This window comes from Humidesulfovibrio sp., from assembly GCF_031082295.1.
In the GTDB taxonomy this organism is placed as follows: domain Bacteria; phylum Desulfobacterota; class Desulfovibrionia; order Desulfovibrionales; family Desulfovibrionaceae; genus Humidesulfovibrio.
On record NZ_JAVHLD010000028.1, the window covers coordinates 1 to 21,482 of the forward strand.

The 21,482-nt window shown below is 67.4% G+C and carries 23 protein-coding genes and 2 tRNA genes; 21 read left to right on the plus strand and 4 right to left on the minus strand.

Annotation, left to right across the window (positions count from 1 at the left end; translation table 11 throughout):
* Positions 1–101 precede the first annotated feature (101 nt).
* Entirely contained in the window at positions 102–686 is a 585-nt protein-coding gene (locus RDU24_RS12605; RefSeq protein ID WP_308736124.1) for a TIGR00730 family Rossman fold protein, read from the minus strand.
* 168 nt (positions 687–854) lie between these two features.
* Here RDU24_RS12605 and xseA point away from each other — a divergent pair, with 168 nt between their 5' ends.
* The 4 genes from xseA to dxs all read left to right on the plus strand — a co-directional run bounded on the left by xseA (position 855) and on the right by dxs (position 5,665).
* On the plus strand, positions 855–2,372 hold the full coding sequence (gene xseA, locus RDU24_RS12610) for an exodeoxyribonuclease VII large subunit (protein WP_308736125.1): 1,518 nt from the start codon (positions 855–857) through the stop codon (positions 2,370–2,372).
* A 101-nt stretch (positions 2,373–2,473) separates the two neighbouring features.
* Positions 2,474–2,731, plus strand: a complete 258-nt coding sequence (gene xseB, locus RDU24_RS12615) for an exodeoxyribonuclease VII small subunit (RefSeq protein WP_308736126.1) — start codon at positions 2,474–2,476, stop codon at positions 2,729–2,731.
* Positions 2,728–3,672, plus strand: coding sequence for a polyprenyl synthetase family protein (locus tag RDU24_RS12620; protein WP_308736127.1), 945 nt, complete (start codon positions 2,728–2,730; stop codon positions 3,670–3,672). Before xseB ends, RDU24_RS12620 begins: the two co-directional genes overlap by 4 nt.
* Before the next feature lie 79 nt (positions 3,673–3,751).
* On the plus strand, positions 3,752–5,665 hold the full coding sequence (gene dxs / locus RDU24_RS12625; protein ID WP_308736128.1) for a 1-deoxy-D-xylulose-5-phosphate synthase: 1,914 nt from the start codon (positions 3,752–3,754) through the stop codon (positions 5,663–5,665).
* 163 nt (positions 5,666–5,828) lie between these two features.
* Here the strand turns inward: dxs and RDU24_RS12630 are convergent, their stop codons facing one another.
* Positions 5,829–6,569, minus strand: coding sequence for a phosphoadenosine phosphosulfate reductase family protein (locus RDU24_RS12630; protein WP_308736129.1), 741 nt, complete (start codon positions 6,567–6,569; stop codon positions 5,829–5,831).
* 93 nt (positions 6,570–6,662) lie between these two features.
* On the opposite strand from RDU24_RS12630, the gene RDU24_RS12635 reads away from it, so the two are divergent.
* From RDU24_RS12635 to RDU24_RS12655, 5 genes are all read left to right on the plus strand, one after another.
* Positions 6,663–7,166 (plus strand): pyridoxamine 5'-phosphate oxidase family protein, encoded by a 504-nt coding sequence (locus tag RDU24_RS12635; RefSeq protein WP_308736130.1) that lies wholly within the window; start codon positions 6,663–6,665, stop codon positions 7,164–7,166.
* Between the two features lie 17 nt (positions 7,167–7,183).
* Positions 7,184–7,259: transfer RNA gene (locus tag RDU24_RS12640), tRNA-Arg, on the plus strand.
* A 149-nt stretch (positions 7,260–7,408) separates the two neighbouring features.
* A complete protein-coding gene (locus RDU24_RS12645; protein ID WP_308736131.1) occupies positions 7,409–7,810 on the plus strand; it encodes a surface-adhesin E family protein in 402 nt (133 codons plus the stop codon).
* 51 nt (positions 7,811–7,861) lie between these two features.
* Entirely contained in the window at positions 7,862–8,053 is a 192-nt protein-coding gene (locus RDU24_RS12650) for a hypothetical protein (RefSeq protein ID WP_308736132.1), read from the plus strand.
* Between the two features lie 216 nt (positions 8,054–8,269).
* Complete coding sequence (locus tag RDU24_RS12655; protein ID WP_308736133.1) at positions 8,270–8,668, plus strand: bacteriohemerythrin; 399 nt, start codon at positions 8,270–8,272, stop codon at positions 8,666–8,668.
* Between the two features lie 81 nt (positions 8,669–8,749).
* Here the strand turns inward: RDU24_RS12655 and RDU24_RS12660 are convergent, their stop codons facing one another.
* On the minus strand, positions 8,750–9,949 hold the full coding sequence (locus tag RDU24_RS12660; RefSeq protein WP_308736134.1) for an aminopeptidase: 1,200 nt from the start codon (positions 9,947–9,949) through the stop codon (positions 8,750–8,752).
* Positions 9,950–10,285: 336 nt separating this feature from the next.
* On the opposite strand from RDU24_RS12660, the gene RDU24_RS12665 reads away from it, so the two are divergent.
* The 12 genes from RDU24_RS12665 (at position 10,286) to pheT (ending at position 20,550) form a co-directional block, all read left to right on the plus strand.
* Entirely contained in the window at positions 10,286–10,474 is a 189-nt protein-coding gene (locus RDU24_RS12665) for a ferredoxin (RefSeq protein WP_308736135.1), read from the plus strand.
* Positions 10,475–10,757: 283 nt separating this feature from the next.
* Positions 10,758–11,741, plus strand: coding sequence for a YkgJ family cysteine cluster protein (locus tag RDU24_RS12670; RefSeq protein WP_308736136.1), 984 nt, complete (start codon positions 10,758–10,760; stop codon positions 11,739–11,741).
* Positions 11,742–11,744: 3 nt separating this feature from the next.
* On the plus strand, positions 11,745–12,125 hold the full coding sequence (locus RDU24_RS12675) for a hypothetical protein (RefSeq protein ID WP_308736137.1): 381 nt from the start codon (positions 11,745–11,747) through the stop codon (positions 12,123–12,125).
* A 4-nt stretch (positions 12,126–12,129) separates the two neighbouring features.
* Positions 12,130–12,762 (plus strand): tetratricopeptide repeat protein, encoded by a 633-nt coding sequence (locus tag RDU24_RS12680; RefSeq protein ID WP_308736138.1) that lies wholly within the window; start codon positions 12,130–12,132, stop codon positions 12,760–12,762.
* 18 nt (positions 12,763–12,780) lie between these two features.
* Complete coding sequence (locus RDU24_RS12685) at positions 12,781–13,509, plus strand: DVU0298 family protein (RefSeq protein WP_308736139.1); 729 nt, start codon at positions 12,781–12,783, stop codon at positions 13,507–13,509.
* Between the two features lie 67 nt (positions 13,510–13,576).
* Positions 13,577–13,653 (plus strand) — tRNA-Val (locus RDU24_RS12690).
* 125 nt (positions 13,654–13,778) lie between these two features.
* Complete coding sequence (thrS, locus tag RDU24_RS12695; protein ID WP_308736140.1) at positions 13,779–15,713, plus strand: threonine--tRNA ligase; 1,935 nt, start codon at positions 13,779–13,781, stop codon at positions 15,711–15,713.
* Entirely contained in the window at positions 15,700–16,245 is a 546-nt protein-coding gene (gene infC, locus RDU24_RS12700; RefSeq protein WP_308736170.1) for a translation initiation factor IF-3, read from the plus strand. Before thrS ends, infC begins: the two co-directional genes overlap by 14 nt.
* Before the next feature lie 64 nt (positions 16,246–16,309).
* Positions 16,310–16,507, plus strand: a complete 198-nt coding sequence (rpmI, locus tag RDU24_RS12705) for a 50S ribosomal protein L35 (RefSeq protein ID WP_308736141.1) — start codon at positions 16,310–16,312, stop codon at positions 16,505–16,507.
* Positions 16,508–16,593: 86 nt separating this feature from the next.
* Positions 16,594–16,938 carry a 50S ribosomal protein L20 gene (gene rplT / locus RDU24_RS12710; protein ID WP_308736142.1) on the plus strand — a complete coding sequence of 115 codons (345 nt, stop codon included), beginning with the start codon at positions 16,594–16,596 and terminating at the stop codon, positions 16,936–16,938.
* 13 nt (positions 16,939–16,951) lie between these two features.
* Positions 16,952–17,995, plus strand: coding sequence for a phenylalanine--tRNA ligase subunit alpha (gene pheS / locus RDU24_RS12715; protein ID WP_374989775.1), 1,044 nt, complete (start codon positions 16,952–16,954; stop codon positions 17,993–17,995).
* A 128-nt stretch (positions 17,996–18,123) separates the two neighbouring features.
* Positions 18,124–20,550 carry a phenylalanine--tRNA ligase subunit beta gene (pheT, locus tag RDU24_RS12720; RefSeq protein WP_308736144.1) on the plus strand — a complete coding sequence of 809 codons (2,427 nt, stop codon included), beginning with the start codon at positions 18,124–18,126 and terminating at the stop codon, positions 20,548–20,550.
* Between the two features lie 105 nt (positions 20,551–20,655).
* Here the strand turns inward: pheT and RDU24_RS12725 are convergent, their stop codons facing one another.
* Complete coding sequence (locus tag RDU24_RS12725; RefSeq protein ID WP_308736145.1) at positions 20,656–21,480, minus strand: mechanosensitive ion channel family protein; 825 nt, start codon at positions 21,478–21,480, stop codon at positions 20,656–20,658.
* Between the last annotated feature and the right edge of the window lie 2 nt (positions 21,481–21,482).

Below are 21,482 nucleotides of genomic sequence, written 5' to 3' on the forward strand. Positions count from 1 at the left end.
CCTGAAACAGCCCTTTCGGCGCAAAATGGGGGTTCGGGGGCCGCTGGCCCCGACCGCCGGGGGCTCGTCTCGCGGCGGCGGGCGCTGTTCGTGGTCGTCGACTAGAGCGCCTGGGGCTTCGTCACCCACTTGGTGACGGTGGGGGCCTGGTAGTTGGCGAAACGGTCGAGCAGGGCTGCGGGGTCGGCATCGGAGAGCAGCATGCCCCGGTGCGCGGCCATGACGAAGCCCTCGACGACGGCGTGGTCGAGAAACGCGCAGAGCGGGGCGTAGTAGCCGTCAACGTCCAGCAGCCCGCAGGGCTTCTTGTGGAAGCCGAGCTGCGCCCAGGTCAGCACCTCGCACAACTCCTCCAGCGTGCCCAGGCCGCCCGGCAGGGCGATGAAACCGTCGGCCAGCTCGGCCATGAGCGCCTTTCGCTCGTGCATGGACGACACGACCTTGAGGCTGGTCAGGCCTTGGTGGGCCAGCTCCTTGTCGCGCAGGGCCTCGGGGATGATGCCGATGACCTCGCCCCCGGCCTTGAGGGCGCTGTCGGCCAGCTGGCCCATGAGGCCCACGTTGGAACCGCCGTAGACGGTGGTCAGGCCCCGGCGGGCGATTTCCGTCCCGAGGGCGCGGGTGGCGGCCAGGTAGTGCGGGTTGGTGCCGGGGTTTGACCCGAGGAAGACGCAGATGCGGCGCATGGGGAGCTCCTGGTGGAAATGGTGGCGCGAGCGTGGTGGGCGGCGCGTTGCCCCGGATGATTAGGGCGCGGCGCGGATTATTGCAAGTCCGCACGGAGGCGGAGCGTTTGCCCGCCGCCCTGCCCCGGTTTTGGACAGCCGGGAAGTTTCGGGGTATGGGTCCTGACCATGTCGCACATCCTCTCCGTCACCGATCTCACCCAGGCCCTCAAGGACGTGCTTGAGGCCGAGTTCCCCTTCGTGTGGGTGCGCGGTCAGGTGACGAACCTCGCTCGACCGGCCTCCGGGCACATGTATTTCACCCTGTCGGATTCCGGCGCGGCGTTGCCGGTGGTCTGGTTCAAGAACAGCCAGGGGCGCGGGAGCAAGGGAGCCGGGGGAGCGCAGGGCGAGGAGGCCATCGACCCGCTCACCGGCGAGGTGCTGGAGCCGGGGCGCGACGTGGCGGCGAGCCTGGACGACGGCCAGGAGGTGCTGGTGGCGGGCCGCATCACGGTCTACGCCGCGCGCGGGGCGTACCAGCTGGTGGCCGAGCTGGTGCAGCCAAGCGGCGTCAGCGACCTGGCCCTGGCCTTTGAGGCGCTGAAGCGCAAGCTTTCCGACAAGGGATATTTCGACGAGGCGCGCAAGAGGCCCATCCCGGCCAACCCGGCGCGGGTGGCGCTGGTCACCTCGCCCCAGGGCGCGGCGGTGCGCGACTTCCTGCGCCTGGCCGAGGCGCGCGGCACGGGAACCTCGCTGCGCATCTACCCGACCCTCGTGCAGGGCGACGCCGCTCCGGCCCAGATCGCCGCGGCGCTCGACGCGGCCAACGCCGATGTCTGGCCCGGGGGCGGCACGGCGGAGGTCATCGCGCTCATCCGCGGCGGCGGCAGCCTGGAGGACCTCTGGGCCTTCAACACCGAGCCCGTGGCCGAGGCCATGGTGCGCTCGAAGATCCCGGTGGTGACCGGGGTGGGGCATGAGCCCGACGTGAGCATCGCCGACTTCGTGGCCGACAAGCGCTTTCCCACGCCCTCTGCCGTGGCCTCGGGGCTGTGGCCCCTGCGCGCGGACCTCATGCAGGCCGTGGACGGGCTTGAGGGCGAGCTGTCGCGGGCCTTCGAGGCGCTTCTGGAGCGCAAGGCCGGGCGGCTCTCCGAGCTGCGGCGCGGCCTGTCCTGGCTTTCGCCCGCGCGGCGGCTGGAGCGCCTGGAGGAGTCCTGGCGCGAGACCTCGCGGCGGCTGGAGGCGGCTGGCGGGCGCATGCTCGGCGCGCGCCGGGAGCAGCTTGCCGGGGCCGTGCGCGATCTTTCCCGCGCCTTTGGGCCTGTCGCGGTGGAGGCCCGGCAGGAGCGCCTGGCAGCCACCCTGCGCGACCTGGCCCGCGCCTTCGGGCCTGCGGAGCTCTCCGCGCGGCAGGACCAGGTGCTCGCCCTGCGAGAGCGGGCGGCCCTGGCCGTGGACATGGCCCTGGGGCAGGCCGGGCGGCGGGTGGAGGTGCTCTCTGCGCGGCTGGCCGGGCTCGACCCCGAGGGGCCGCTGGCGCGCGGGTACAGCCTGGTGCGCATCGAGCGCACGGGCCGGTTCCTGCGCTCCACGGCGGAAGTGGTGCCCGGCGACCGCCTGGGCGTGCGCACGGCCGACGGCGAGGTGGCGGCGGTGGTGTCGACGGTGGTTTCTGGCGAGCCCGGCGGCGAAGCCTGAGTTCCGACGTTTGGGAGCGCGGCTGGCCTGTGGACCCCGCGCCGCTCTTTCTGTATGATGCGATCCCATAAGCTGCGGCAAACGCCACGGGAGCGATGAAGATGGCCAAGGACAAGAGCAAGGAAAGTTTCGAGAAGCGCCTGGAGCGCCTGCGCGGCATCGTGGACGCCCTGGAGCGCGGCGACCTGCCCCTGGAAGAGGGCCTGGCCCTGTACAAGGAGGGGCTGGTGCTGGCCGGGGATTGCGGACGCCAGTTGGAGAGCGCCAGGAACGAGGTCAAGCTCGTGCAGGAGGGGTTGCTCAAGGAGTTCGCCGCACTGGACGCCGCCAGGGATATCCCCGGAGGAGACGGCCAATGAGCGGGACCGCCGCAGCCAAGCCCTCCAAGGGCGGCGTCGACGTGAAGGCCGCCTTGCGCCAGCGCGCGGCGGAGGTGGAGGCGCATCTTGCCGACTGCCTGAAGGACCGGGACATTCCCGAGCGCCTGCTCGCCAGCATGGAGTACAGCCTGCACGCCGGGGGCAAGCGCCTGCGGCCGGTGCTGCTGCTCACCTTCGCGCGGCTGTTTGCCGGAACCGGCACGGGGCTTGGCAAGCGGGTGCTGCCCTTTGCCGCGGCGCTGGAGCTCATCCACACCTATTCGCTCATCCACGACGACCTGCCCGCCATGGACGACGACGACCTGCGGCGCGGCAAGCCCTCCAACCACAAGAAGTTCGACGAGGCCACGGCCATCCTGGCGGGCGACGGCCTGCTCACCGAGGCCTTCACCCTCATGCTGTCCTGCGCGGACGACGGCGCCATCCCGGCGGAACGGGTGGCCCGCGCGGCCCGCGCCGTGGCCGTTGCCGCCGGAGCGGGCGGCATGGTCGGCGGCCAGGCGCTGGACATGGAATACACCGCCAAGCAGGGCGTGAGCTTCGAGGAGCTGCGCGGCATGCACGCCATGAAGACCGGCGCGCTCATCACCGTGGCCTGCGTGGCCGGGGCCGTGCTGGCCGGGGCGGGGCTGCCCGACGTGCACCGCGCCCGCGAGTTTGGGGCGGCCGTGGGCCAGGCCTTCCAGATCGCCGACGACATTTTGGACGTGACCAGCGACACCGAGACCCTGGGCAAGCCCGCGGGCAGCGACGAACGCCAGGGCAAGACCACCTATCCGTCGCTGCTTGGCCTGGACAAGAGCCGCCGGATGGCGCATGAGCGCGCCGCCGAGGCCGTCTCGAACCTGACGCCCTACACCGGCGCCGAGGCGGACTTTCTGCGCGCCCTGGCCCGGTATATCGTCGAGCGGGTCAACTGAAACCATGCCCGGAATCGTGGCGCCAGCCGTGGCGAAAGCCATGGAGACCCAGCGCACCTGCGCTTAAGGACCCTCGCACATGACAGACATCCTCCCCACCTCCCTTCTGGCGCAGGTCAGCCGCCCGTCCGACGTGGCCCGCATGAGCCTGGACGAACTGGCGCACCTGGCCGTGGATCTGCGCCGGGTCATCATCGACCAGTGCTCCGAGGGCGGCGGGCACCTGGCGCCGTCGCTGGGCGTGGTGGAGCTGACCCTGGCGCTCTACAAGGCCTTCGACTTCGAGCGCGACAAGCTCATCTGGGACGTGGGACACCAGGCCTACGCCCACAAGCTGCTCACCGGGCGGCTGCCGCGCTTCCACACCCTGCGCCGCCTGGACGGCGTGAGCGGGTTCCCGCGCATGAGCGAGAGCCCCTATGACCACTTCGGCGTGGGCCATTCCAGCACGTCCATCTCCGCCGGGCTTGGCATGGCCATGGGCCGCGACCTGGCCGGACTGGACCACCGTGTCGTCTCGGTCATCGGCGACGGCTCAATGACCGCCGGACTGGCCTACGAGGGGCTGAACCAGGCGGGCGACATGGGCCGCAAGATGGTGGTGGTCTTGAACGACAACGAGATGAGCATCTCGAAGAACGTGGGCGCGCTCTCGCGCTTCCTCTCGCGCAGGCTCTCCCGGCCCGCGCCCCAGCGCTTCAAGCGCGAGTTCGAGTCCTGGCTCAAGAGCATTCCGCGCATCGGCAAGGACCTGGCCATGTATGCCCGCCGCAGCGAGGACTCGCTGAAAAGCTTCTTCACGCCGGGCATGCTGTTCGAGGCCTTCCGCTTCACCTACGTCGGACCCATCGACGGGCACGACACCGCCAGCCTCATCGACGTGTTCGAGCAGACCAAGGGCATGGACCGCCCGGCGCTGGTGCACGTGCTGACCAAGAAGGGCATGGGCTACAAGCCCGCCGAGACCAACCCCACCTACTTCCACGGGGTGGGCAGCTTCGAGCCCGAGACCGGGCTGGCCCCGGCCAAGCTCGGCGTGGGGCGCAAGTCCTACACCGAGGTGCTGGGCGAGACGCTGTGCCGCCTGGCCGCCGCCGACGACAAGATGGTCGCCATCACCGCGGCCATGCCCGAAGGCACCGGCACCGACTGCTTCCGCCAGAATTACCCGGAGCGCTTCGTTGACGTGGGCATCTGCGAGCCCCACGCCGTGACCTTCGCCGCCGGGTTGGCCACCCAGGGCTTCAAGCCCGCCGTGTGCATCTACTCCACCTTCCTGCAGCGGTCCTACGACCAGATAGTGCACGACGTGTGCCTGCAGAACCTGAACGTGAATTTCTTCCTCGACCGCGCCGGGCTGGTGGGCGAGGACGGCGCCACGCACCACGGCGTGTACGACATCGCCTACCTGCGCCACGTGCCGAACCTGACCCTCATGGCCCCCAAGGACGAAGGCGAGCTGGCCCGCATGGTGGCCACGGCCCTGGATCTGCCCGGTCCGGCGGCGGTGCGCTACCCGCGCGGCGTCGGCCCCGGCGTGGCCGTGCCCGAGACCCCGGAGGGAGTGGAGCCGCTGGCCGTGGGGCAGGGCGAGCTCTTGCGCGACGGCGCCGACGCGGTGATCATCGCCCTGGGCTCGCGCGTGTACCCGGCGCTGGAAGGCGCGCAGGAGCTGGAGGCCGAGCATGGCCTGTCCGTGGCGGTGTTCAACGCCCGGTTCGTCAAGCCCCTGCCCGAGGCGCAGATACTGGAGCTTTCGCAGCGCTTCGACCGCATCGTGACGGCGGAGGAGGGCTGCCTGGCGGGCGGCTTCGGCTCGGCGGTGGTGGAGCTGTTGGCCGACCGCGGCCTCCTTGCGGGCCGCACGGTCAAGCGCGTGGGCATCCCCGACGCGTTCATCGAGCACGGCACCTCAAAAGAGCTGCGCGCCAAGGTCGGCATCGACAAGGCCGGGATCAAGGCCGCGGTGCTGGCGGCGGTGGGCAAGGCCTAGCAGGCTGTTGAAAAACGGCAATCTGCTGCGTCGCCGCAAAAAGTTCGAACCCTCACGTACGAGAAGTGCGCTTCGGCCTTGAACTTTTTTTGCTCCTTGCATCTCACCATTTTTGAGCAGCCTGTCTTTCCGCCATTCCCGACGGGCTGTTGAGCGGAGCGCCCTAAAAATACCCCAGGCTCTTCAGCGTCTCCAACTGCCGCTCCTTGTCCGGGTCGCGGCCCGCGCGCTCGCCCGAGTCCGCACCCGCAGGCTTCGTGCAGGGCACGCAGCCGAGCGACCGGTAGCCCTCCAGGTACAGCTCGCAGAACGGCAGCCCCTCCCCCGTGATGAACGCCCAGATGTCCATTTCCGTCCAGTCCAGGATGGGGTTCACCTGCCAGTGCTCCGGGCAGCCGCCTGAGGCGGCCCGCAATTCTGCGTATTGCCGCGCCTGGCGCGAGGGGTGCTCGTCGCGCCGGATGCCCGTCAGCAGCGCCTGCGTGCCGGTGTCCGCCAGGGCTTGGCAGAGCGGGAGGATTTTGAGGTCGCGGCAGCAGGAGACCTTGTCCACGGCCACGGGGTAGGCCCCCAGGTCCACCCCGGACGGGCCGCCTTGGGGCCGGGCGATGGTCAGCTCAACGTTCCAGTCCGCGCAGAGTTTGTCGCGGAAGGCCATGACCTGCGGGAACTTGTGGCCTGTGTCGATGGATATGGCCCGCGGCGGGCCGCTTCCGGCCAGCGCCTCCTTCCATAGATACAGCGCCACCCCGGAGTCCTTGCCGCCGGTGTAGGCCACGGCGATCCGGGCCGGGTCGAGGCGCGGGGCCAGGGCGGCCAGGAGCTGGCGGCTGCGGGAGAGCTTGTCCGCCAGGGGCGCGGCGGGTGGCAGGGGGCAGTGGGCGTTCAGTTCGGCGAGGGGCACGGCGTCTCCTTGTGCGCAACGGGCGGCTTGCCGGGTCGGTCGGGAATCCGGTACAGTGGGCCGGACGCTGAACCCCGGAGGCTTAAAAAGCGCATGCCCATGCTGAAGAATATCGCCGAACTTGTCCAGGCCCAGGGCCACCTTGTGCTGGCCACCTGCGCTCCTGGCGGCAGGGGCGGCCAGCCCCACGCCTCGCTCATGGCCTATTGCCCGTCGCCGGACGGGGGCGAGTTCTGGCTGGCGACGCTTAAGGAGACGCGGAAATACGCCAACCTGCGGGCCAACCCGCGCGCCAGCCTGCTGCTTGATGACAGGGTGGGCGACAGGGTGGGCGACAGGGGCGGCCAGGGGGGCGGGGCGCCCGGCCAGGCCCTGACCGTGGACGTGGAACTGGCTGCTTTCGCCGACGCGCAGGCCGAGGCCTCGGCGCGCCGGGCGCTGCTGGCGCGTCACCCGGAACTGGCGGATTTCATGGCGCTTCCGGGGGCCGTGGTGCTGCGCCTGGTGGGCTTGCGCTACCAGCTTCTGCACGGCCTCACCGAGGTTTTCGTGTGGAGCCCGCAGAAAAACCTTGACGGCGCTGGTCGTACCGCTTAAATGTTCCTTCCTCGCGTGGGCTCGTAGCTCAGTGGATAGAGCGCCGGACTACGAATCCGTAGGTCGCAGGTTCAAATCCTGCCGGGCCCACCACGCATGACCAAGGGGTTGCTGTCGAAAGACGCAGCCCCTTTTTTTGCGCCGCGCTCCCAAAGGGCGGGGCCGAGGCGCGTGGGCATATGGCCCGCCTCTTGCGCCGCCCGCCGCTTCGGGTGTATGGCGGGACAAAGAGAGGTACCCTTATGCGCCACCTGACCGCCCTTGCCATCGCGCTGTGCGTGCTCGCCAGTCCGGCCGTGTCCGCCGGGGAATCGTGGAAGCAGCTCTCCGGCGACATGTTCATCGACACCAGCTCCATCGTCCGCAGCTTCAAGTCCGTGCACGCGGACGTGAAATACCTCTACGACAAGGCTGACGGCGCGCGCCTGCAGAAAACCTTCAGGTCCAAGCTCATGCCGCAGCACTCGATCCAGCGGAAAAACTTCTACTGCAACAACCGGGAGGTCTCCACCTCCGCCTACAAGTATTTCGCGGCGGACGGCACGGTGCTGGCCACCGGGTCCATCAGCGAGCAGAAGAAGACGCCGGTGGTGCCGGAATCGCGCATCGAGGTCGTGTTCGACTACGTGTGCCAGCAGCGCTAGGGCATGAGCCTGCGCCTGGACATCCTGCCACGGCGCTGCTAGGGGGTGCGCATGAAAACAATCACCGGCTCCCTGGTCCCCGGCAAGGGCGGCATGCTGCGCCCCATTTTCACCTGCGGCTGCAAGCAGGTCATGGAAGACTACACGATGGCCCCGGTGGTCGAGGTGACCTGCCCCAAATGCCAGGCCACCAAGACCTTCCGCATCGCCGAGTTCGCCCCGAGGCAGTGGCGCATCAAATAGCCCCGCCGCTTTCCACTCTGTCCTGAAGCGCGTTCTGGCGCGCACGCCGTTCCCGGCCCGCCATGCGGAGCCGGGCTTTTGGCATTGGTGCGCGGCGGCAATCGTGGGGCTTGCGCTTCTGTTTGCGTTGTCGCTTGCTTCTGGCTGCAAACTTCTGGTATGCTCATCCTGCCGGGCACTGCCCGGCAGATGGCGCAACATCTCAAGGGAGGGACCATGCCGCTTTTCGAATGGGACGGATCATTGGCTTTAGGGCATGAACTCATCGACGCACAGCACAAGAGCCTCGTCGAACTCGTTGACCAGTTGCACGGCGCCTGCCTCGACGGGGCTGAGGGCAGCGATCCCCGGTCCGTGCTGATGGCGCTCTACAAATACACCATGTTCCACTTCAGCGAGGAAGAGCGGCTCATGAAGCAGGCGAACTACGCGGAGTATGCCGAGCACAAGGCGGAACACGACACGTTCGTGAGCAAGCTGGACGCTCTGGCCGTTCAGGCCAAGCAGGGCCGCGCCGACATCGGGCAGGAGACTCTCAAATGGCTTGTGGCCTGGCTGCTGAACCATATCTCTGTCGTGGACAAGCGGCTGGCGGCCTGTCTGCCCAAGGGGTGACCGGCCCCGCCGAGGCCACAAGGAAAGGGCTGCCGTCTTGCGATGGCAGCCCTTTTGCGTTGGCGTGTTAAGCCGCCCGGCTTACAGGTCGAACTCGCCGCTCTTGTAGATGACCTTCTTGCCGCCGCCGCCGAGCGTGGCGGTGACGGTCTTGTCCTCGGTGTTCACCAGGTCCCAGTGCAGGGCCGAATCGTTGAAGCCGAGCTGCTTCTTGAGGTCGGCGTCGAGCTTCGACTGGTCGCCGGAGTAGGTGTCGGAGTAGCTGGCGCCCACGGCCACGTGGCAGTTGCCGAAAGGCCCGCCGAAGTTCTCGTCGAAGAGCGTGTTGGCCATGAAGGCGTCGATGCGCGAGTGGCGGCGGTCGGTGAGGGAGAACTCGCCCAGCTGGGCAGCGCCCTCGTCCATGGCCAGCTGCTTCTGCACGAACTCCTGGCCCTCCTTGGCGGTGACGGAGACCGCGCGGCCGGTCTTGAACTCCAGGCGCACGCCCTCCACCCGGTTGCCCGAGCGGTAGCTCGGCTGGTCGGCGAAGTACACGCCCTCGGTGCCGCGCCAGTCGGGCGAGAGGAAGATCTCGAAGCTCGGGATGTTGTGGCCCGACACGCCCAGCCAGCGGCGCGACTCGCCGGGGCACACGGTGAGGTCGCAGTTGGCGGACTCCACGCGCAGGCTCTGGATGTTCAGCGCGGCCAGGGACTGCTTCACGCGCTGCACGTCGGCGAAGACCTCGCTCCACCGCGCGACCGGGTCGGCGTCGTCCAGGAAGCAGGCGCGCTTGATGACCCGGGCGTATTCCTCGACGCTGACGCCCGCGCACCGGGCCTGCTCCGGGGTGGGGAAGGCGCACAGCGTCCAGCCGAAGTCGCCCGTCTGCTCGCGGCCTTCCATGATCTCGCGCAGGAACTTGCGGGCCACGGCGGCCTGGCCGATCTTGGACGGGTCCGTGCCGGCCAGGTGCGTGAGCGAGGCCGGGGCGATGAGCGAGATGAGTCCCGAGAGGTTCTGCATCAGCTCACGGTCGCCGGGGGGCACGGTCTTGATCTGCGCCTCGGAGCCTTTGCCGTAGAACGAGAGCTCCATGTTGCTGGTGAGGTTCTGGCGTACCACGGGCACCATGCCTTCCTCCATGAGCAGGTCGAACACGGCTTCGGCGAGCGGGGTGGCCAGCTGGTCGAAGCGCAGCAGGATGAGGTCGCCCGGCTTGTAGGGGCTGGTGCGGGCGGTGGTGAGGCCCCACCAGAGGGTGCGGGCGTATTTCTTGAGTTCGTCGGTGCTGAACATGGGGACTCTCTTTGGTGCGGAATTTCCGGGCTGGCGTTCCCCTGGGCCGAGGCGGAACCTGGGCGGAGGCGGGGCCGGAGCGGATGAACCCAGCATAGCCCATGCTTGCTGGAAGCTCAACCGGTGCAGTTTTTACGAGTTCTCACAGAGAGCTGCGCTTTGGCTTGACACCAAGCGTGAGGTAGCGCTATCAGCAACCCCGGAGCCTGTGCGCTCGGTTGCTTGCCTACATTGTGCGAGGAGAACGGCGCCTGGCCCTTCGGACCTCTTCCCAGTCGGGGAAAAGGCCGGAATGGGCTGACGATAAATCCTATTTTTACACACTTGGAGGGTACAATGGGCTACAAGGTTACTGTCGACAACGACAAGTGCATCGGCGACGGCGAGTGCGTGGACGTTTGCCCCGTCGAGGTCTACGAGCTGCAGGACGGCAAAGCCGTTCCCGTCAACATGGAAGAGTGCCTGGGCTGCGAGTCCTGCGTTGAAGTTTGCGAGCAGGACGCCATCGTCATCGAAGAAGAATAGCATTTTTAAGCTTCGGCTTGATCGGGCGGGGGCGGCCACACGCCGCTCCCGTCCCTTTTTCGCACCGCACCACCTGCCCGCCCTTTACGGGGCCGAAGCCCTGGTGCAGCGCGCCCGCCTGCTGGTGGCGGCCCTGGCGCCGGGTGAACCCCGGTTTTTTTGTATGCGCCGGACCCCTTTACTAATCCCCCGCGCGTACCCATATTTCCAAGACGCTTCCGGCCCGAAGGCTGCCCGCCGTGGCAGCGTGCCCGCACGGCGAAATCTTTTGAGGAGTCCTTGAATGGCCTTTGACTTCAGCGAATTTTTCACAAAATACGAATCCATCATCTCCGAGGCCGACCAGGTCTTCAACACCGTGCGCGCGCGTTTCTCCGAGAATGTGCGCTGCGAAAAGGGCTGCTCCGACTGCTGCCACGCCCTGTTCGACCTGACCCTGGTGGAGGCCATGCGCGTCAACGCCGCCTTCAACGCCCGCTTCAAGGGCAGGGACCGCACCAGGATCCTCAAGCGCGCCGACGATGCCGACAGGCTGGTGCATCGCCTCAAGCGCGACGCCTTCAAGGCCGTTAAGGATGGGCAGAACGCCCAGGAGATTCTGCTGGAGATGGCCAAGGTGCGCGTGCGCTGCCCGCTTCTGGACGACGACGGCCTGTGCGAGATGTACGACGTGCGGCCCGTCACCTGCCGCATCTACGGCGTGCCCACGGCCATCGGCGGGGAGGCCCACACCTGCGGCAAGTCCGCCTTCGAGAAGGGCAAGCCCTATCCCACGGTCTACCTGGACCGCATCCAGGACCGCCTCTACGCCCTGAGCCACGAGATGGCCTCAAGCATCCCCACGCGCTTCAAGGGCCTGGGCGAGGTGCTGGTGCCGCTCTCCCTGGCGCTGTTGACCGAGTATACCGAGGACTACCTGGGCATAAAGAAGCCCAAGGAAGAGGCCAAGGCCGCCCCGGCCGGGAAATCCGCCGGCATGGCCGCCAGACTCGCGGCAGGCAAGGCCAAGGGCAAGGGCCTGGCCGAGTGCTCCGGCTGCTCGCCCGAGACCAAGCAGGGCGGCTGCTCCGGCTGCGCGCCCAAGAGCTTCACCATCGGCCAGGCGCCCGAGCGCCCTGCCAGGAAGCCCGCCGCCAAGAAGCCCGCAGCCGCCAAGAAACCCGCCGCGACAAAGGCCGCAGCCGGCGAAACGGCCAAGCCCGCCGCGAAGCCCGCCGCCGCCAAGAAGCCTGCGGCCAAGAAAACGGCCAAGCCGTCCAAGGACTAGTCAATGGAGCAGATGTACACCCCGGCCCAGGTCGAGGAGCAGAAGAAGGCCATGTACGAGCGCATGACGCCCCGGCGTCGGCGCTTCGTGGACCGCATCGGCTACGAGAACTGGGACCCCTTCCAGGCCCCGTTCGATCCCATCGACATCCGCACAGACGCCATGGGCTTTACCTCCCATGACCTTTTGAACAAGTATTTCAAGACGCTGCCGAGCATTCCGGACCCGGACTACATGCAGACCCTGTCCGAATTCATGGTCATGCTGGTCATGAACATCGAGAAGGTCCGGCCCATCCTGGAGTTCAGCGACTGGTACAACAGCATGCTGAGAGAGCGCGGCATATCCTTAACCAACAGCGCCCAGGCGCAGTCCGGAGAATAAAGCCATGAGCGAAGAGAAGAAGTTCAACAACGTCGACGAGTACATTGCCGACCTGAAGCAGAAGCTGGTCAGCGCCCCGGAGTGCGGCAACACCCACTACAACCTCGGCGTGGCCTATCTGTCCAAGCGCGAGTACATGGACGCCGAGCACTGCTTCCGCGAGGCCATGGCCAACTCGCCCAAGATGGCCGAGGCCTATGTGCAGATGGGAGGCATCTGCCTGGAGCGCGGCGACCTGGAAGGCTGCCTGAACTTCAACCGCATCGCCACCCAGCAGCGCCCGTTCTTCGCGGTGCCCTGGGGCAACATCGGCTTCGTGCTCATGCAGCTGGGCGACTCCGAGAAGGCCATCCCGGCCCTGCAGAAGGCCATCAAGTATGATCCGGGCTTCGTGCAGGCCCTGGCCACCCTGGGCAGCGCCTTCTTCTCGCGCGGTCAGCTCGACGACGCCCTCGCCAACCTCAAGAAGGCCGTGGAGCTGCAGCCCATGTTCGGTCCGGCCTGGAACAACCTGGCCCTGGTGCAGGCCGAGATGGGCGATTGGGCCGCCGCGGCCGCATCCGTGAAGAAGGCCCAGGACACCGGCTACGAAGTGCCCCAGGCCTTCCTGGACGAGATCGCCCAGAACAACAAGTAGGCCGGACCGGAGGGGGACATGCCCCGCTACCGCGACCTCAAGCGCGACCTGCGCGACCTCCTGGCCGATGACGGCTGGGCCGCGCGGTTGCGGGAACTCGACGCCGTTCCGGCGCGCCGTCTCATCGGCCCGCTGTTCTCCCTCTTGCTCGACAAGTCCGAGGCCGTGCGCTGGCGCGCGGTCTCGGCTTTTGGGCGCACCGTGGCCCGCATGGCCGACGGCCAAGAGCCCGGCGAGGGCCTGGAGGCCGCCCGGGTGGTGCTGCGCCAGTGCCTTTGGCGGCTGAACGAGGAGTCCGGAGGCGTGGGCTGGGGCGTGCCGGAGGCCCTGGGCGAGACGCTTTTTCAGCACCGGCGGCTGGCCACCGAGTTCCACCGCGTGCTGGCCTCCTATGTGCGCGAGGAGCAGCACGGCGAGGGCAACAGCCTGGACCATGTGCCCCTGCGCCGGGGCGTGTATTGGGCGCTTGGGCGGCTGGCCCAGGCCCACCCGGACCTGCTGGCCAATGAGGTCTCGACCTTGCTGGCCGGGCTGGCCGAGGACGACGGGGCCTGCCGGGGGCTGGCGGCCTGGGCGCTGGGCATCCTGGGAAGCAAGGGCGGCGCCGGGGTCGGGCAAGCGGTGGCGGCGCTCGCCGCGCTTGAGTCCGACGCCACGGAGATCGTGCTCTTCCACGACGGGGGCTTGCGCCACGCCACTGCCGGGGCCCTGGCGAGCGAGGCCCTGCAAGGCCTGCCCGGCATTTGAAATTTGGTGCAATTCTTTGTTGACAACCAGGATGCCCTGGCTTAAATGAATCTCCCTTGAGCAATTTAGGCGCGTAGCTCAGTTGGTTAGAGCACTTGCTCGACACGCAAGGGGTCAGGAGTTCAAGTCTCCTCGTGCCTACCATAATTACCGGGAAGGGAGGCCACAGCCTCCCTTTCCACTTTTCGCCGTCCGACGGGTTTCGCTCTGGCGGGCCAGGCGGAGGGCAGAAGGCCTTTACCCAAGGCAAGTCTAAAGGAGAGTTCGCCGTGCAAGTCACCGTGGCCGGTCAGGACATTTCCGCCGAAGCAGGCGCCACCATCGCCGAAGTCTTCAAGCAGGCCCTCTCGGGCAAGCAGTTCAAGAACACCGTGCTCGCCCGCTGCGGCGAGACCCTGCTCGACCTCACCGCCGCCGTCCCGGCGGACTGCACCGCCCTTGAGCCCATCTCCGCCGACTCCCCCGAGGGGCTGGTGGTCATTCGCCACTCCACCGCCCACCTCATGGCCGAGGCGGTCAAGAAGCTGTTCCCCACCGCCAAGGTCACCATCGGCCCGGCCGTGGAGCACGGCTTTTACTACGATTTCGACTTCGAGCGCCCGTTCACGCCCGAGGACCTGGAGGCCATCGAGGCCGAGATGGTCCGGAGCGTCGGCGCGGACAAGCCCTTCGCCTGCGAGGTGGTCACCAGCGCCGCCGCGCGCGAGCGCTTCGCCAAGGAGGGCGAGACCTACAAGGTCGAGCTCATCGACGACCTGGGCGTGCCCGAGGTCTCCATCTACACCCACGGCAGCTTCTCCGACCTCTGCCGCGGGCCCCACGTGCCGCGCACCGGCCTGCTCAAGGCCTTCAAGCTGACCAGCGTTGCCGGGGCCTACTGGCGCGGCGACGAGAAGAACCCGCAGCTCCAGCGCATCTACGGCACCGCCTGGGCCAACCCCAAGGACCTGAAGCAGTACCTGGACCGCCTGGAGGAAGCGCGCAAGCGCGACCACCGCAAGCTCGGCGTGGCGCTCGACCTGTTCAGCTTCCACGAGGACGTGGGCGGCGGCATGGTCTTGTGGCACCCCAACGGCGCCCTGGTGCGCGCCATCCTCGAGGACTTCGAGCGCAAGGAGCACCTGAAGCGCGGCTACAAGTTCGTGCAGGGCCCGCTGATCCTCAAGCGCGAGCTGTGGGAGAGAAGCGGCCACTACGACAACTACCGCGAGAACATGTACTTCACCGAGATCGACGAGCAGGCCTACGGCATCAAGCCCATGAACTGCCTGTCGCACATGCTCATCTACAAGAGCAGGCTCAAGAGCTACCGCGACCTGCCCCAGCGCTACTTCGAGCTGGGCGTGGTGCACCGCCACGAGAAGAGCGGCGTGCTGCACGGCCTGCTGCGCGTGCGTTCCTTCACCCAGGACGACGCCCACATCCTCTGCCGCCCGGACCAGCTGCGCGAGGAGATCATCGGCGTGGTCAAGTTCGTGCGCGACATCATGGACATCTTCGGCTTCAATTTCACCGCCGAGATAAGCACCCGGCCCGAGAAGAGCATCGGCAGCGACGAGGACTGGGAGCGCGCCACGGACTCGCTGAAGGACGCCCTGGACCACATGGGCATGGCCTATGAGATCAACGCTGGCGACGGCGCGTTCTACGGCCCCAAGATCGACATCAAGATCAAGGACGCCCTGGAGCGCAGCTGGCAGTGCGCCACCGTGCAGTGCGATTTCACCCTGCCCGAGCGCTTCGACCTCTCCTACATCGGCGAGGACGGCAACAAACATCGCCCGGTCATGCTGCACCGCGTGATCCTGGGCTCCATCGAACGCTTCATGGGCGTGCTCATTGAGCATTTTGCCGGGGCGTTCCCCGTGTGGCTCGCGCCGATCCAGGCGCGCATCCTCACCGTGACCGATGCCCAGAACGCTCATGCCGAAAAAGTCTTGCGGTTTTTGCAGGAACAGGGCATACGCGCCGAAGCGGATCTACGGAATGAGAAGCTCGGGTACAAAGTGCGCGAGGCGCAGCTTGAGCGAATTCCGTTCATGTTCGTCATTGGAGACAAGGAAGTGGAAGCCGACAGCGTCAACGTGCGCGTGCGCGCAGGCGCTGATGTCGGGCTTGTGCCGCTTGCCGAGGCTGCCCGGATTGTCCGTGAGGCGGCCCAAGAACCTTTCAAGCGCGGAGGGATGAGCTATAGCTTTTCCTAGAAGGCAGGACCAGCATCCCAAGGATGATGGCGTCCGCCGCAACGAGCGGATACGTATACCTCAGGTGCGCGTCGTCGACGACGAAGGCACGCAGTTGGGGATCATGGCGACTTCTGAGGCCTTGGCCCTGGCTATGGGCAAGGGTTTCGACCTTGTCGAGGTCTCGCCCAACGCCGACCCGCCCGTCTGCCGCATCATGGACTATGGCAGGTTCAAGTACGAGCAGCAGAAGCGACAGCAAGAAGCGAAGAAGAAGCAGACGGTCATTCAGATCAAGGAAGTCAAGTTCCGGCCCAAGACCGATGAGCATGACTACCAGACCAAGCTGAAGCACATCCGCCGCTTCCTCGAGGAGGGCGACCGCTGCAAGGTGGCCGTGTTCTTCCGGGGCCGCGAGATAGTGCACAAGGACCGCGGACAGATCATGCTTGACCGGGTGGTGGTCGACACGGCGGACATCGCCAAGGTCGAGCAGCCGTCCCTGGCCGAAGGCCGTACCCTGGTGATGATGCTGACTCCGGTCAGGAAATAGCGCCAGTCGGAAATAATGACAGACACCGCGCCCGCAAAGCGCGTGTTGATTTCAGGAGGAAACCATGCCCAAGATGAAGACCAACCGCAGCGCCGCCAAGCGTTTTGTCAGCAACGGCGCCGGCAAGTTCAAGCGTCGCCGCCAGAACCTGCGCCACATCCTGACCAAGAAGAGTGCCAAGCGCAAGCGCCGCCTCGGTCAGGGCGCCATGGTCGACGCTTCCAACCTCGACGCCGTCAAGCGTCTGCTGCCCTACGGCTAGCCTCAACCATTAACCGTTTTACGCCAACGAGCGTGCCGCGCGGACATTGAGCCGGGCGGCCTGAAACGATTCGGAGGGACCTAGATATGAGAGTTAAGCGCGGAGTTGCCGGCCACCGTCGGCACAAGAAATTCCTGAAGATGGCCAAGGGCTACATCGGCGCGGGCTCCCGCCTGTACCGCACCGCTCGCGAACGCGTCGAGCGCGCCCTGTGCTTCGCCTTCCGCGACCGCAAGCAGAAGAAGCGCGACTTCCGCCGCCTGTGGATCGTGCGCATCAACGCCGGCGCGCGCCTGAACGGCATGTCCTATTCCAAGCTCATCAACGGCCTGTCCAAGGCCGAGATCGGCATCAACCGCAAGATGCTGGCTGACCTGGCGGTGCGCGAGCCCGCCGTGTTCGCCCAGATCGTCCAGGCGGCAAAGGCGTAGGTCTGTGAACGAGATGCTGAAGTCCTTCCTGGAAGGACTCGATGGCCTGACCCTGGAGTGCGAAGCGCGCCGGGGTCAGGCTTGCAGTTTAAAGGATCTGGAAGCCCTGCGCGTGGAGTTCCTTGGCCGCAAGGGCAAGCTCGCCGGGGCCATGGTCGCCCTGGCGCAGATGGGGCCAGAGGACAAGCCCGCCGCCGGCAAGAAGGCCAACGAGGTCAAGACCGCGCTCACCGCGCTGCTTGAGTCCCGCCAGGCCGAGCTGGAGGCCGAGAGCGCCCAGGGCGCGCTCGCCGGGTTCGACCCCTCGCTGCCCGGCCGCCGCCCGGCCCCGGGATCGCTGCATCCTGTCACCCTGGCCATGCAGGAGATCTGCGAGGTCCTGACCGGCCTCGGGTTCGAGGTCGTGGCAGGCCCGGAGGTCGAGAACGACTGGAACAACTTCGAGGCCCTGAACATGCCGCCGGACCATCCGGCCCGCGACATGCAGGACACCCTCTACGTGTCCGAGAACATCGTCCTGCGCACGCACACCTCGCCCCTGCAGGTACGCACCATGATGAGCCGCAAGCCTCCGGTGGCGGTCATCGCGCCGGGCAAGGTCTATCGCCGCGACTCGGACATCACCCACACGCCCATGTTTCACCAGATCGAGGCGCTGCTGGTCGACACGAACGTTAGCATGGCCGACCTGCGCGGCACCCTGACCGCCTTCGTGCGGCAGCTCTTCAGCCCCGACACCAAGGTGCGCTTCCGCCCCAGCTTCTTCCCGTTCACGGAGCCCAGCGCCGAGCTCGACATCTCCTGCGTGCTCTGCGGTGGCGAGGGCCACGTCGCGGGGGCGCCCTGCCGCGTGTGCAAGCGCACCGGCTGGGTGGAGATCGGGGGCTGCGGCATGGTGGACCCCAACGTGTTCCGCCAGGTGGGCTACGACCCCGAGACCGTGACCGGCTTCGCCTTCGGGCTGGGCGTGGAGCGTGTGGCCATGCTCAAGTACGGCATCGGCGACCTGCGCATGTTCTTCGAAAACGACGTTCGCTTCCTCGAACAGTTTTCGTAAATCGCTGCCCCGCCCCAGGTCAGTGAGGCCCGGCACAGCCGAGCGCAGCAGTGACCTGGGAGCGGGGCGTTTTTCCATCACCGGGGCACCCCATCCGGGGCAGGCCCGCAAGGTTTGGCGAGGCGGATATGTTCATCAGCTTGCAGTGGCTCCGAGAGTTCGTGCCCTACACCGGCACAGTCCAGGATCTGGCCGATCGCCTGACCATGCAGGGCCTGGAGGTCGAGGCCATCCTCGATCCCTTCGCGTCCATCGCCAAGATCGTGGTCGGGCATGTGGTCGACCGCGCGCAGCACCCCGAGGCGGACAAGCTCTCGGTCTGCACCGTGGACGTGGGCGGGCCTGAGGCGCTTCAGATCGTCTGCGGCGCGCCCAACGTGGCCAAGGGCCAGAACGTGCCCGTGGCGCTGATGGGCACCACCATGCCCGGCGGCATGGAGATCAAGAAGGCCAAGCTGCGCGGGGTCGTGTCCTGCGGCATGATCTGCTCCGAGCGCGAGCTGGGGCTCTCCGAAGAGCACGCGGGCATCATGGTCCTGCCCGCCGAGTTCAAGCCCGGACAGTTGCTCGTCGATGCCCTCAAGCTGGAGCGCGAGGTCATCGAGGTGTCCATCACCCCGAACCGCGCCGACTGCCTGTCCGTGCTCGGCATCGCGCGGGAGGCGGCGCTGGGCTTCGGCCTGCCCCTGTCCATGCCCAAGCTGAACCTGGTCGAGGACGAGGGCGCTGGCGACGCGACGAAGGTTGTCCGCATCGACATCGCCGACGGCGAGCTGTGCCCGGTGTACCGCGCGCGCGTGCTGACCGGCGCCAGCATCGGCAAAAGCCCGGACTGGATGCGCTACCGCCTGCTGGCCATCGGCCAGCGGCCCATCAGCAACATCGTGGACGTGACCAACTACATTTTGATGGAGCTGGGCCAGCCCCTGCACGCCTTTGACCGCACCCTGCTGAAGGGCGACGTCATCCGCGTGGCTCCGGCAAAGGACGGCCAGAGCATCACCACCCTGGACGGGGCGGAGCGCAAGCTGCTGGGCAGCGACCTGCTCATCTGGGACGCCGAGCGCCCGGTGGCCCTGGCCGGCGTCATGGGCGGCGCCAACTCCAGCATCTCCGACGCCTCCACCGAGGTGCTGCTGGAATGCGCCATCTTCCGCCCCGGCACCATCCGCAAGACCGCCCGCCGCCTGGCCCTGCCCAGCGAGGCCTCCTACCGCTTCGAACGCGGCGTGGACCAGGTGGGCTCGCTGTTCGCGCTCAACCGCGCGGCGCAGCTCATGGCCGAGGTCTCCGGCGCCAGGGTGCTCAAGGGCATCGCCTGCGCCGAGCCCAAGCCCTGGGCCGACCGCTCGCACATCTTCCGCATCGACCGCTGCAACGCGCTGCTGGGCCTCAACCTGACGCCAGAGTTCTGCCGCACCACGCTGACCGGCCTTGGCTGCGGCGTCGATTTTCCCAATGAAGGCGCCGACCCCGCCTGCTGGCAGGTGAGCTCGCCCTCGCACCGCCTGGACCTGGAGCGCGAGGTGGACCTGTTCGAGGAATGCGGACGCGTGCACGGGCTCGACCGCATCCCGGCGGTGCTGCCCAAGATCTCCAAGGCGCTCGATTCCGTGCAGCTCTCCGACACCGAGTTCGGCTTCCTGCAGGGCCTCAAGGCCTGGGCCGTGGGCGCGGGCCTGCGCGAGGCCGTGAACTACAGCTTCGTCGGCACCGATGACCTGGACCGCCTGAACCTGCCGGTGGAAGGCCGCATCATGATCGCCAACCCGCTGTCCGAGGACCAGAACGTGCTGCGTCTGGAGATCGCGCCGGGCCTGCTCAACAACGTTCGCCACAACCTGAGCCAGGGCAACGCGAGCCTGCGCCTGTTCGAGGTGGCCAAGGCCTTTGTCGCCGACCCGGCCTCCGACACCAGCGCCCGCGAGAACTCGCGCCTGGGCCTGCTGGTGCACGGCGCCCGCCACAGCCAGGAATGGCCGTGGGAGCAGGGCGAGGCCGACTACCTGGACGCGAAGGGGCTGGTGGAGAACCTGCTCACGCACTACCGCCTCGGCAGCGCGGACTACGTGCTGGAGCCTGGACACGCCTATCTGGAGCCCTGCGTGCGCGTGGAGCTTCCGGGCAAGAACGGCCCGACCCTGATTGGCCGCATCGGCCGGGTTCAGCCCAAGATCGCCGACGCCTACCACGCCCGCAAGGACATCTGGCTGGCGGACCTGGACGCGGATCTGCTGCGCTCGCTCACCCGCGCCACCAAGCCGGTGTTCAAGAGCCTGCCCAAGTTCCCGCCCGTGCGCCGCGACGTGACGGTCATCTGCCCGGCCACGCTCAAGGCCAGTGAGGTGGAGGCGGCCATCCGCGAGCTCAAGCCCAAGCTGCTGGAGAGCCTGGCGCTGGTGGCGGTTTACGCGCCGGAGGGCTCGCCGGAGCGCAACCTGACCTTCCGCCTGACCTACCGCCACGCCGAGCGCACCCTGGTGGACAAGGAAGTGGACAAGGAGCACGGCAAGGTGCTCGGCGGCCTGCCGCAGAAGCTGCCGGTCAGGATCTAGCAGAAGGCACAGCGCAGCCCGCAAAGGGCAAGAAGAAGGGGAGTCCGGTGGGGCTCCCCTTTTTTGTGGCGCCCGGCTCAGGCGACGGTCTCAGGCGCGCGGGGATCAGGTGTTGGTGAGCATCCGCACCTCCCGCTGGGGGAAGGGGATGGCGATGCCGCGCGCGCGGAAAGTCTCCAGGATCGCCTTGTTCAGCTCACCCGTGGCGTCCACGTAGTCCGGCACCTTGACCCACGGAGCAGCGCGCAGGGTTACGCCGGAATCCGCCAGGCGCGACACGCCCGTCACCGGCGCGGGGTCCTGCAGCACGCGCGGATTGGCGCGCAGGATGCCGTCCACGATGGCCAGGGCGTTGTCCACGTCGGTGTCGTAGGCCACGTCCACGGCCAGGTTCAGCTGGCGTATCTTGCCGCAGTTGTGGAGGATTTCGCCCACGATCTTGCGGTTGGGGATCACCACCATGGAGCGGTCCGCGTGGCCGAGCGTGGTGCTGAACAGGCTGATGTCGAGGATTTCGCCTTCCTCGCTGGCGATGGAGATGTAGTCGCCCACGTTGAAGGGCCGGGTGAAGATGATGGTCAGGCCCGCCGCCACGTTGCCGAGGATGCCCTGCATGGCCAGGGCGACGCCCGCGCCGGCGACGCCGAGGCCGGCGACCAGGGGCAGCAGCTCCACGCCGAGGTTTTGCAGCGCCATGATGACGAACATGCCCACCACCAGGACGCGGGCGGCGCGCACCAGGAGCGTGCGGATCGGCAGTTCCAGGTTCAGGCGCAGGAGCAGGTGGTCGAGCAGTCGGCCCACCCAGCGGCCGACCATGTAGCCGATGCCGATGATGACGAGCGCGACGAAGAGCTTGGGGCCGAAGCGGACGGCCATGTCCAGGGCCGAGGCCCGCACCTGGTCGATGGATTGCAGCGATGGTTCCATGG

Excerpts from the sequence above, each read along its gene's own strand:
- rplT (WP_308736142.1), top strand. The coding sequence starts at position 16,594 with ATGAGAGTTAAGCGCGGAGTTGCCGGCCACCGTCGGCACAAGAAATTC.
- xseA (WP_308736125.1), top strand. The coding sequence starts at position 855 with ATGTCGCACATCCTCTCCGTCACCGATCTCACCCAGGCCCTCAAGGAC.
- RDU24_RS12650 (WP_308736132.1), top strand. The coding sequence starts at position 7,862 with ATGAAAACAATCACCGGCTCCCTGGTCCCCGGCAAGGGCGGCATGCTG.
- dxs (WP_308736128.1), top strand. The coding sequence starts at position 3,752 with ATGACAGACATCCTCCCCACCTCCCTTCTGGCGCAGGTCAGCCGCCCG.
- rpmI (WP_308736141.1), top strand. The coding sequence starts at position 16,310 with ATGCCCAAGATGAAGACCAACCGCAGCGCCGCCAAGCGTTTTGTCAGC.
- pheT (WP_308736144.1), top strand. The coding sequence starts at position 18,124 with ATGTTCATCAGCTTGCAGTGGCTCCGAGAGTTCGTGCCCTACACCGGC.
- RDU24_RS12645 (WP_308736131.1), top strand. The coding sequence starts at position 7,409 with ATGCGCCACCTGACCGCCCTTGCCATCGCGCTGTGCGTGCTCGCCAGT.
- RDU24_RS12605 (WP_308736124.1), bottom strand. The coding sequence starts at position 686 with ATGCGCCGCATCTGCGTCTTCCTCGGGTCAAACCCCGGCACCAACCCG.
- RDU24_RS12670 (WP_308736136.1), top strand. The coding sequence starts at position 10,758 with ATGGCCTTTGACTTCAGCGAATTTTTCACAAAATACGAATCCATCATC.
- RDU24_RS12675 (WP_308736137.1), top strand. The coding sequence starts at position 11,745 with ATGGAGCAGATGTACACCCCGGCCCAGGTCGAGGAGCAGAAGAAGGCC.
- RDU24_RS12685 (WP_308736139.1), top strand. The coding sequence starts at position 12,781 with ATGCCCCGCTACCGCGACCTCAAGCGCGACCTGCGCGACCTCCTGGCC.
- RDU24_RS12620 (WP_308736127.1), top strand. The coding sequence starts at position 2,728 with ATGAGCGGGACCGCCGCAGCCAAGCCCTCCAAGGGCGGCGTCGACGTG.
- RDU24_RS12725 (WP_308736145.1), bottom strand. The coding sequence starts at position 21,480 with ATGGAACCATCGCTGCAATCCATCGACCAGGTGCGGGCCTCGGCCCTG.
- RDU24_RS12680 (WP_308736138.1), top strand. The coding sequence starts at position 12,130 with ATGAGCGAAGAGAAGAAGTTCAACAACGTCGACGAGTACATTGCCGAC.
- xseB (WP_308736126.1), top strand. The coding sequence starts at position 2,474 with ATGGCCAAGGACAAGAGCAAGGAAAGTTTCGAGAAGCGCCTGGAGCGC.
- RDU24_RS12635 (WP_308736130.1), top strand. The coding sequence starts at position 6,663 with ATGCCCATGCTGAAGAATATCGCCGAACTTGTCCAGGCCCAGGGCCAC.
- RDU24_RS12665 (WP_308736135.1), top strand. The coding sequence starts at position 10,286 with ATGGGCTACAAGGTTACTGTCGACAACGACAAGTGCATCGGCGACGGC.
- RDU24_RS12660 (WP_308736134.1), bottom strand. The coding sequence starts at position 9,949 with ATGTTCAGCACCGACGAACTCAAGAAATACGCCCGCACCCTCTGGTGG.
- RDU24_RS12655 (WP_308736133.1), top strand. The coding sequence starts at position 8,270 with ATGCCGCTTTTCGAATGGGACGGATCATTGGCTTTAGGGCATGAACTC.
- pheS (WP_374989775.1), top strand. The coding sequence starts at position 16,952 with ATGCTGAAGTCCTTCCTGGAAGGACTCGATGGCCTGACCCTGGAGTGC.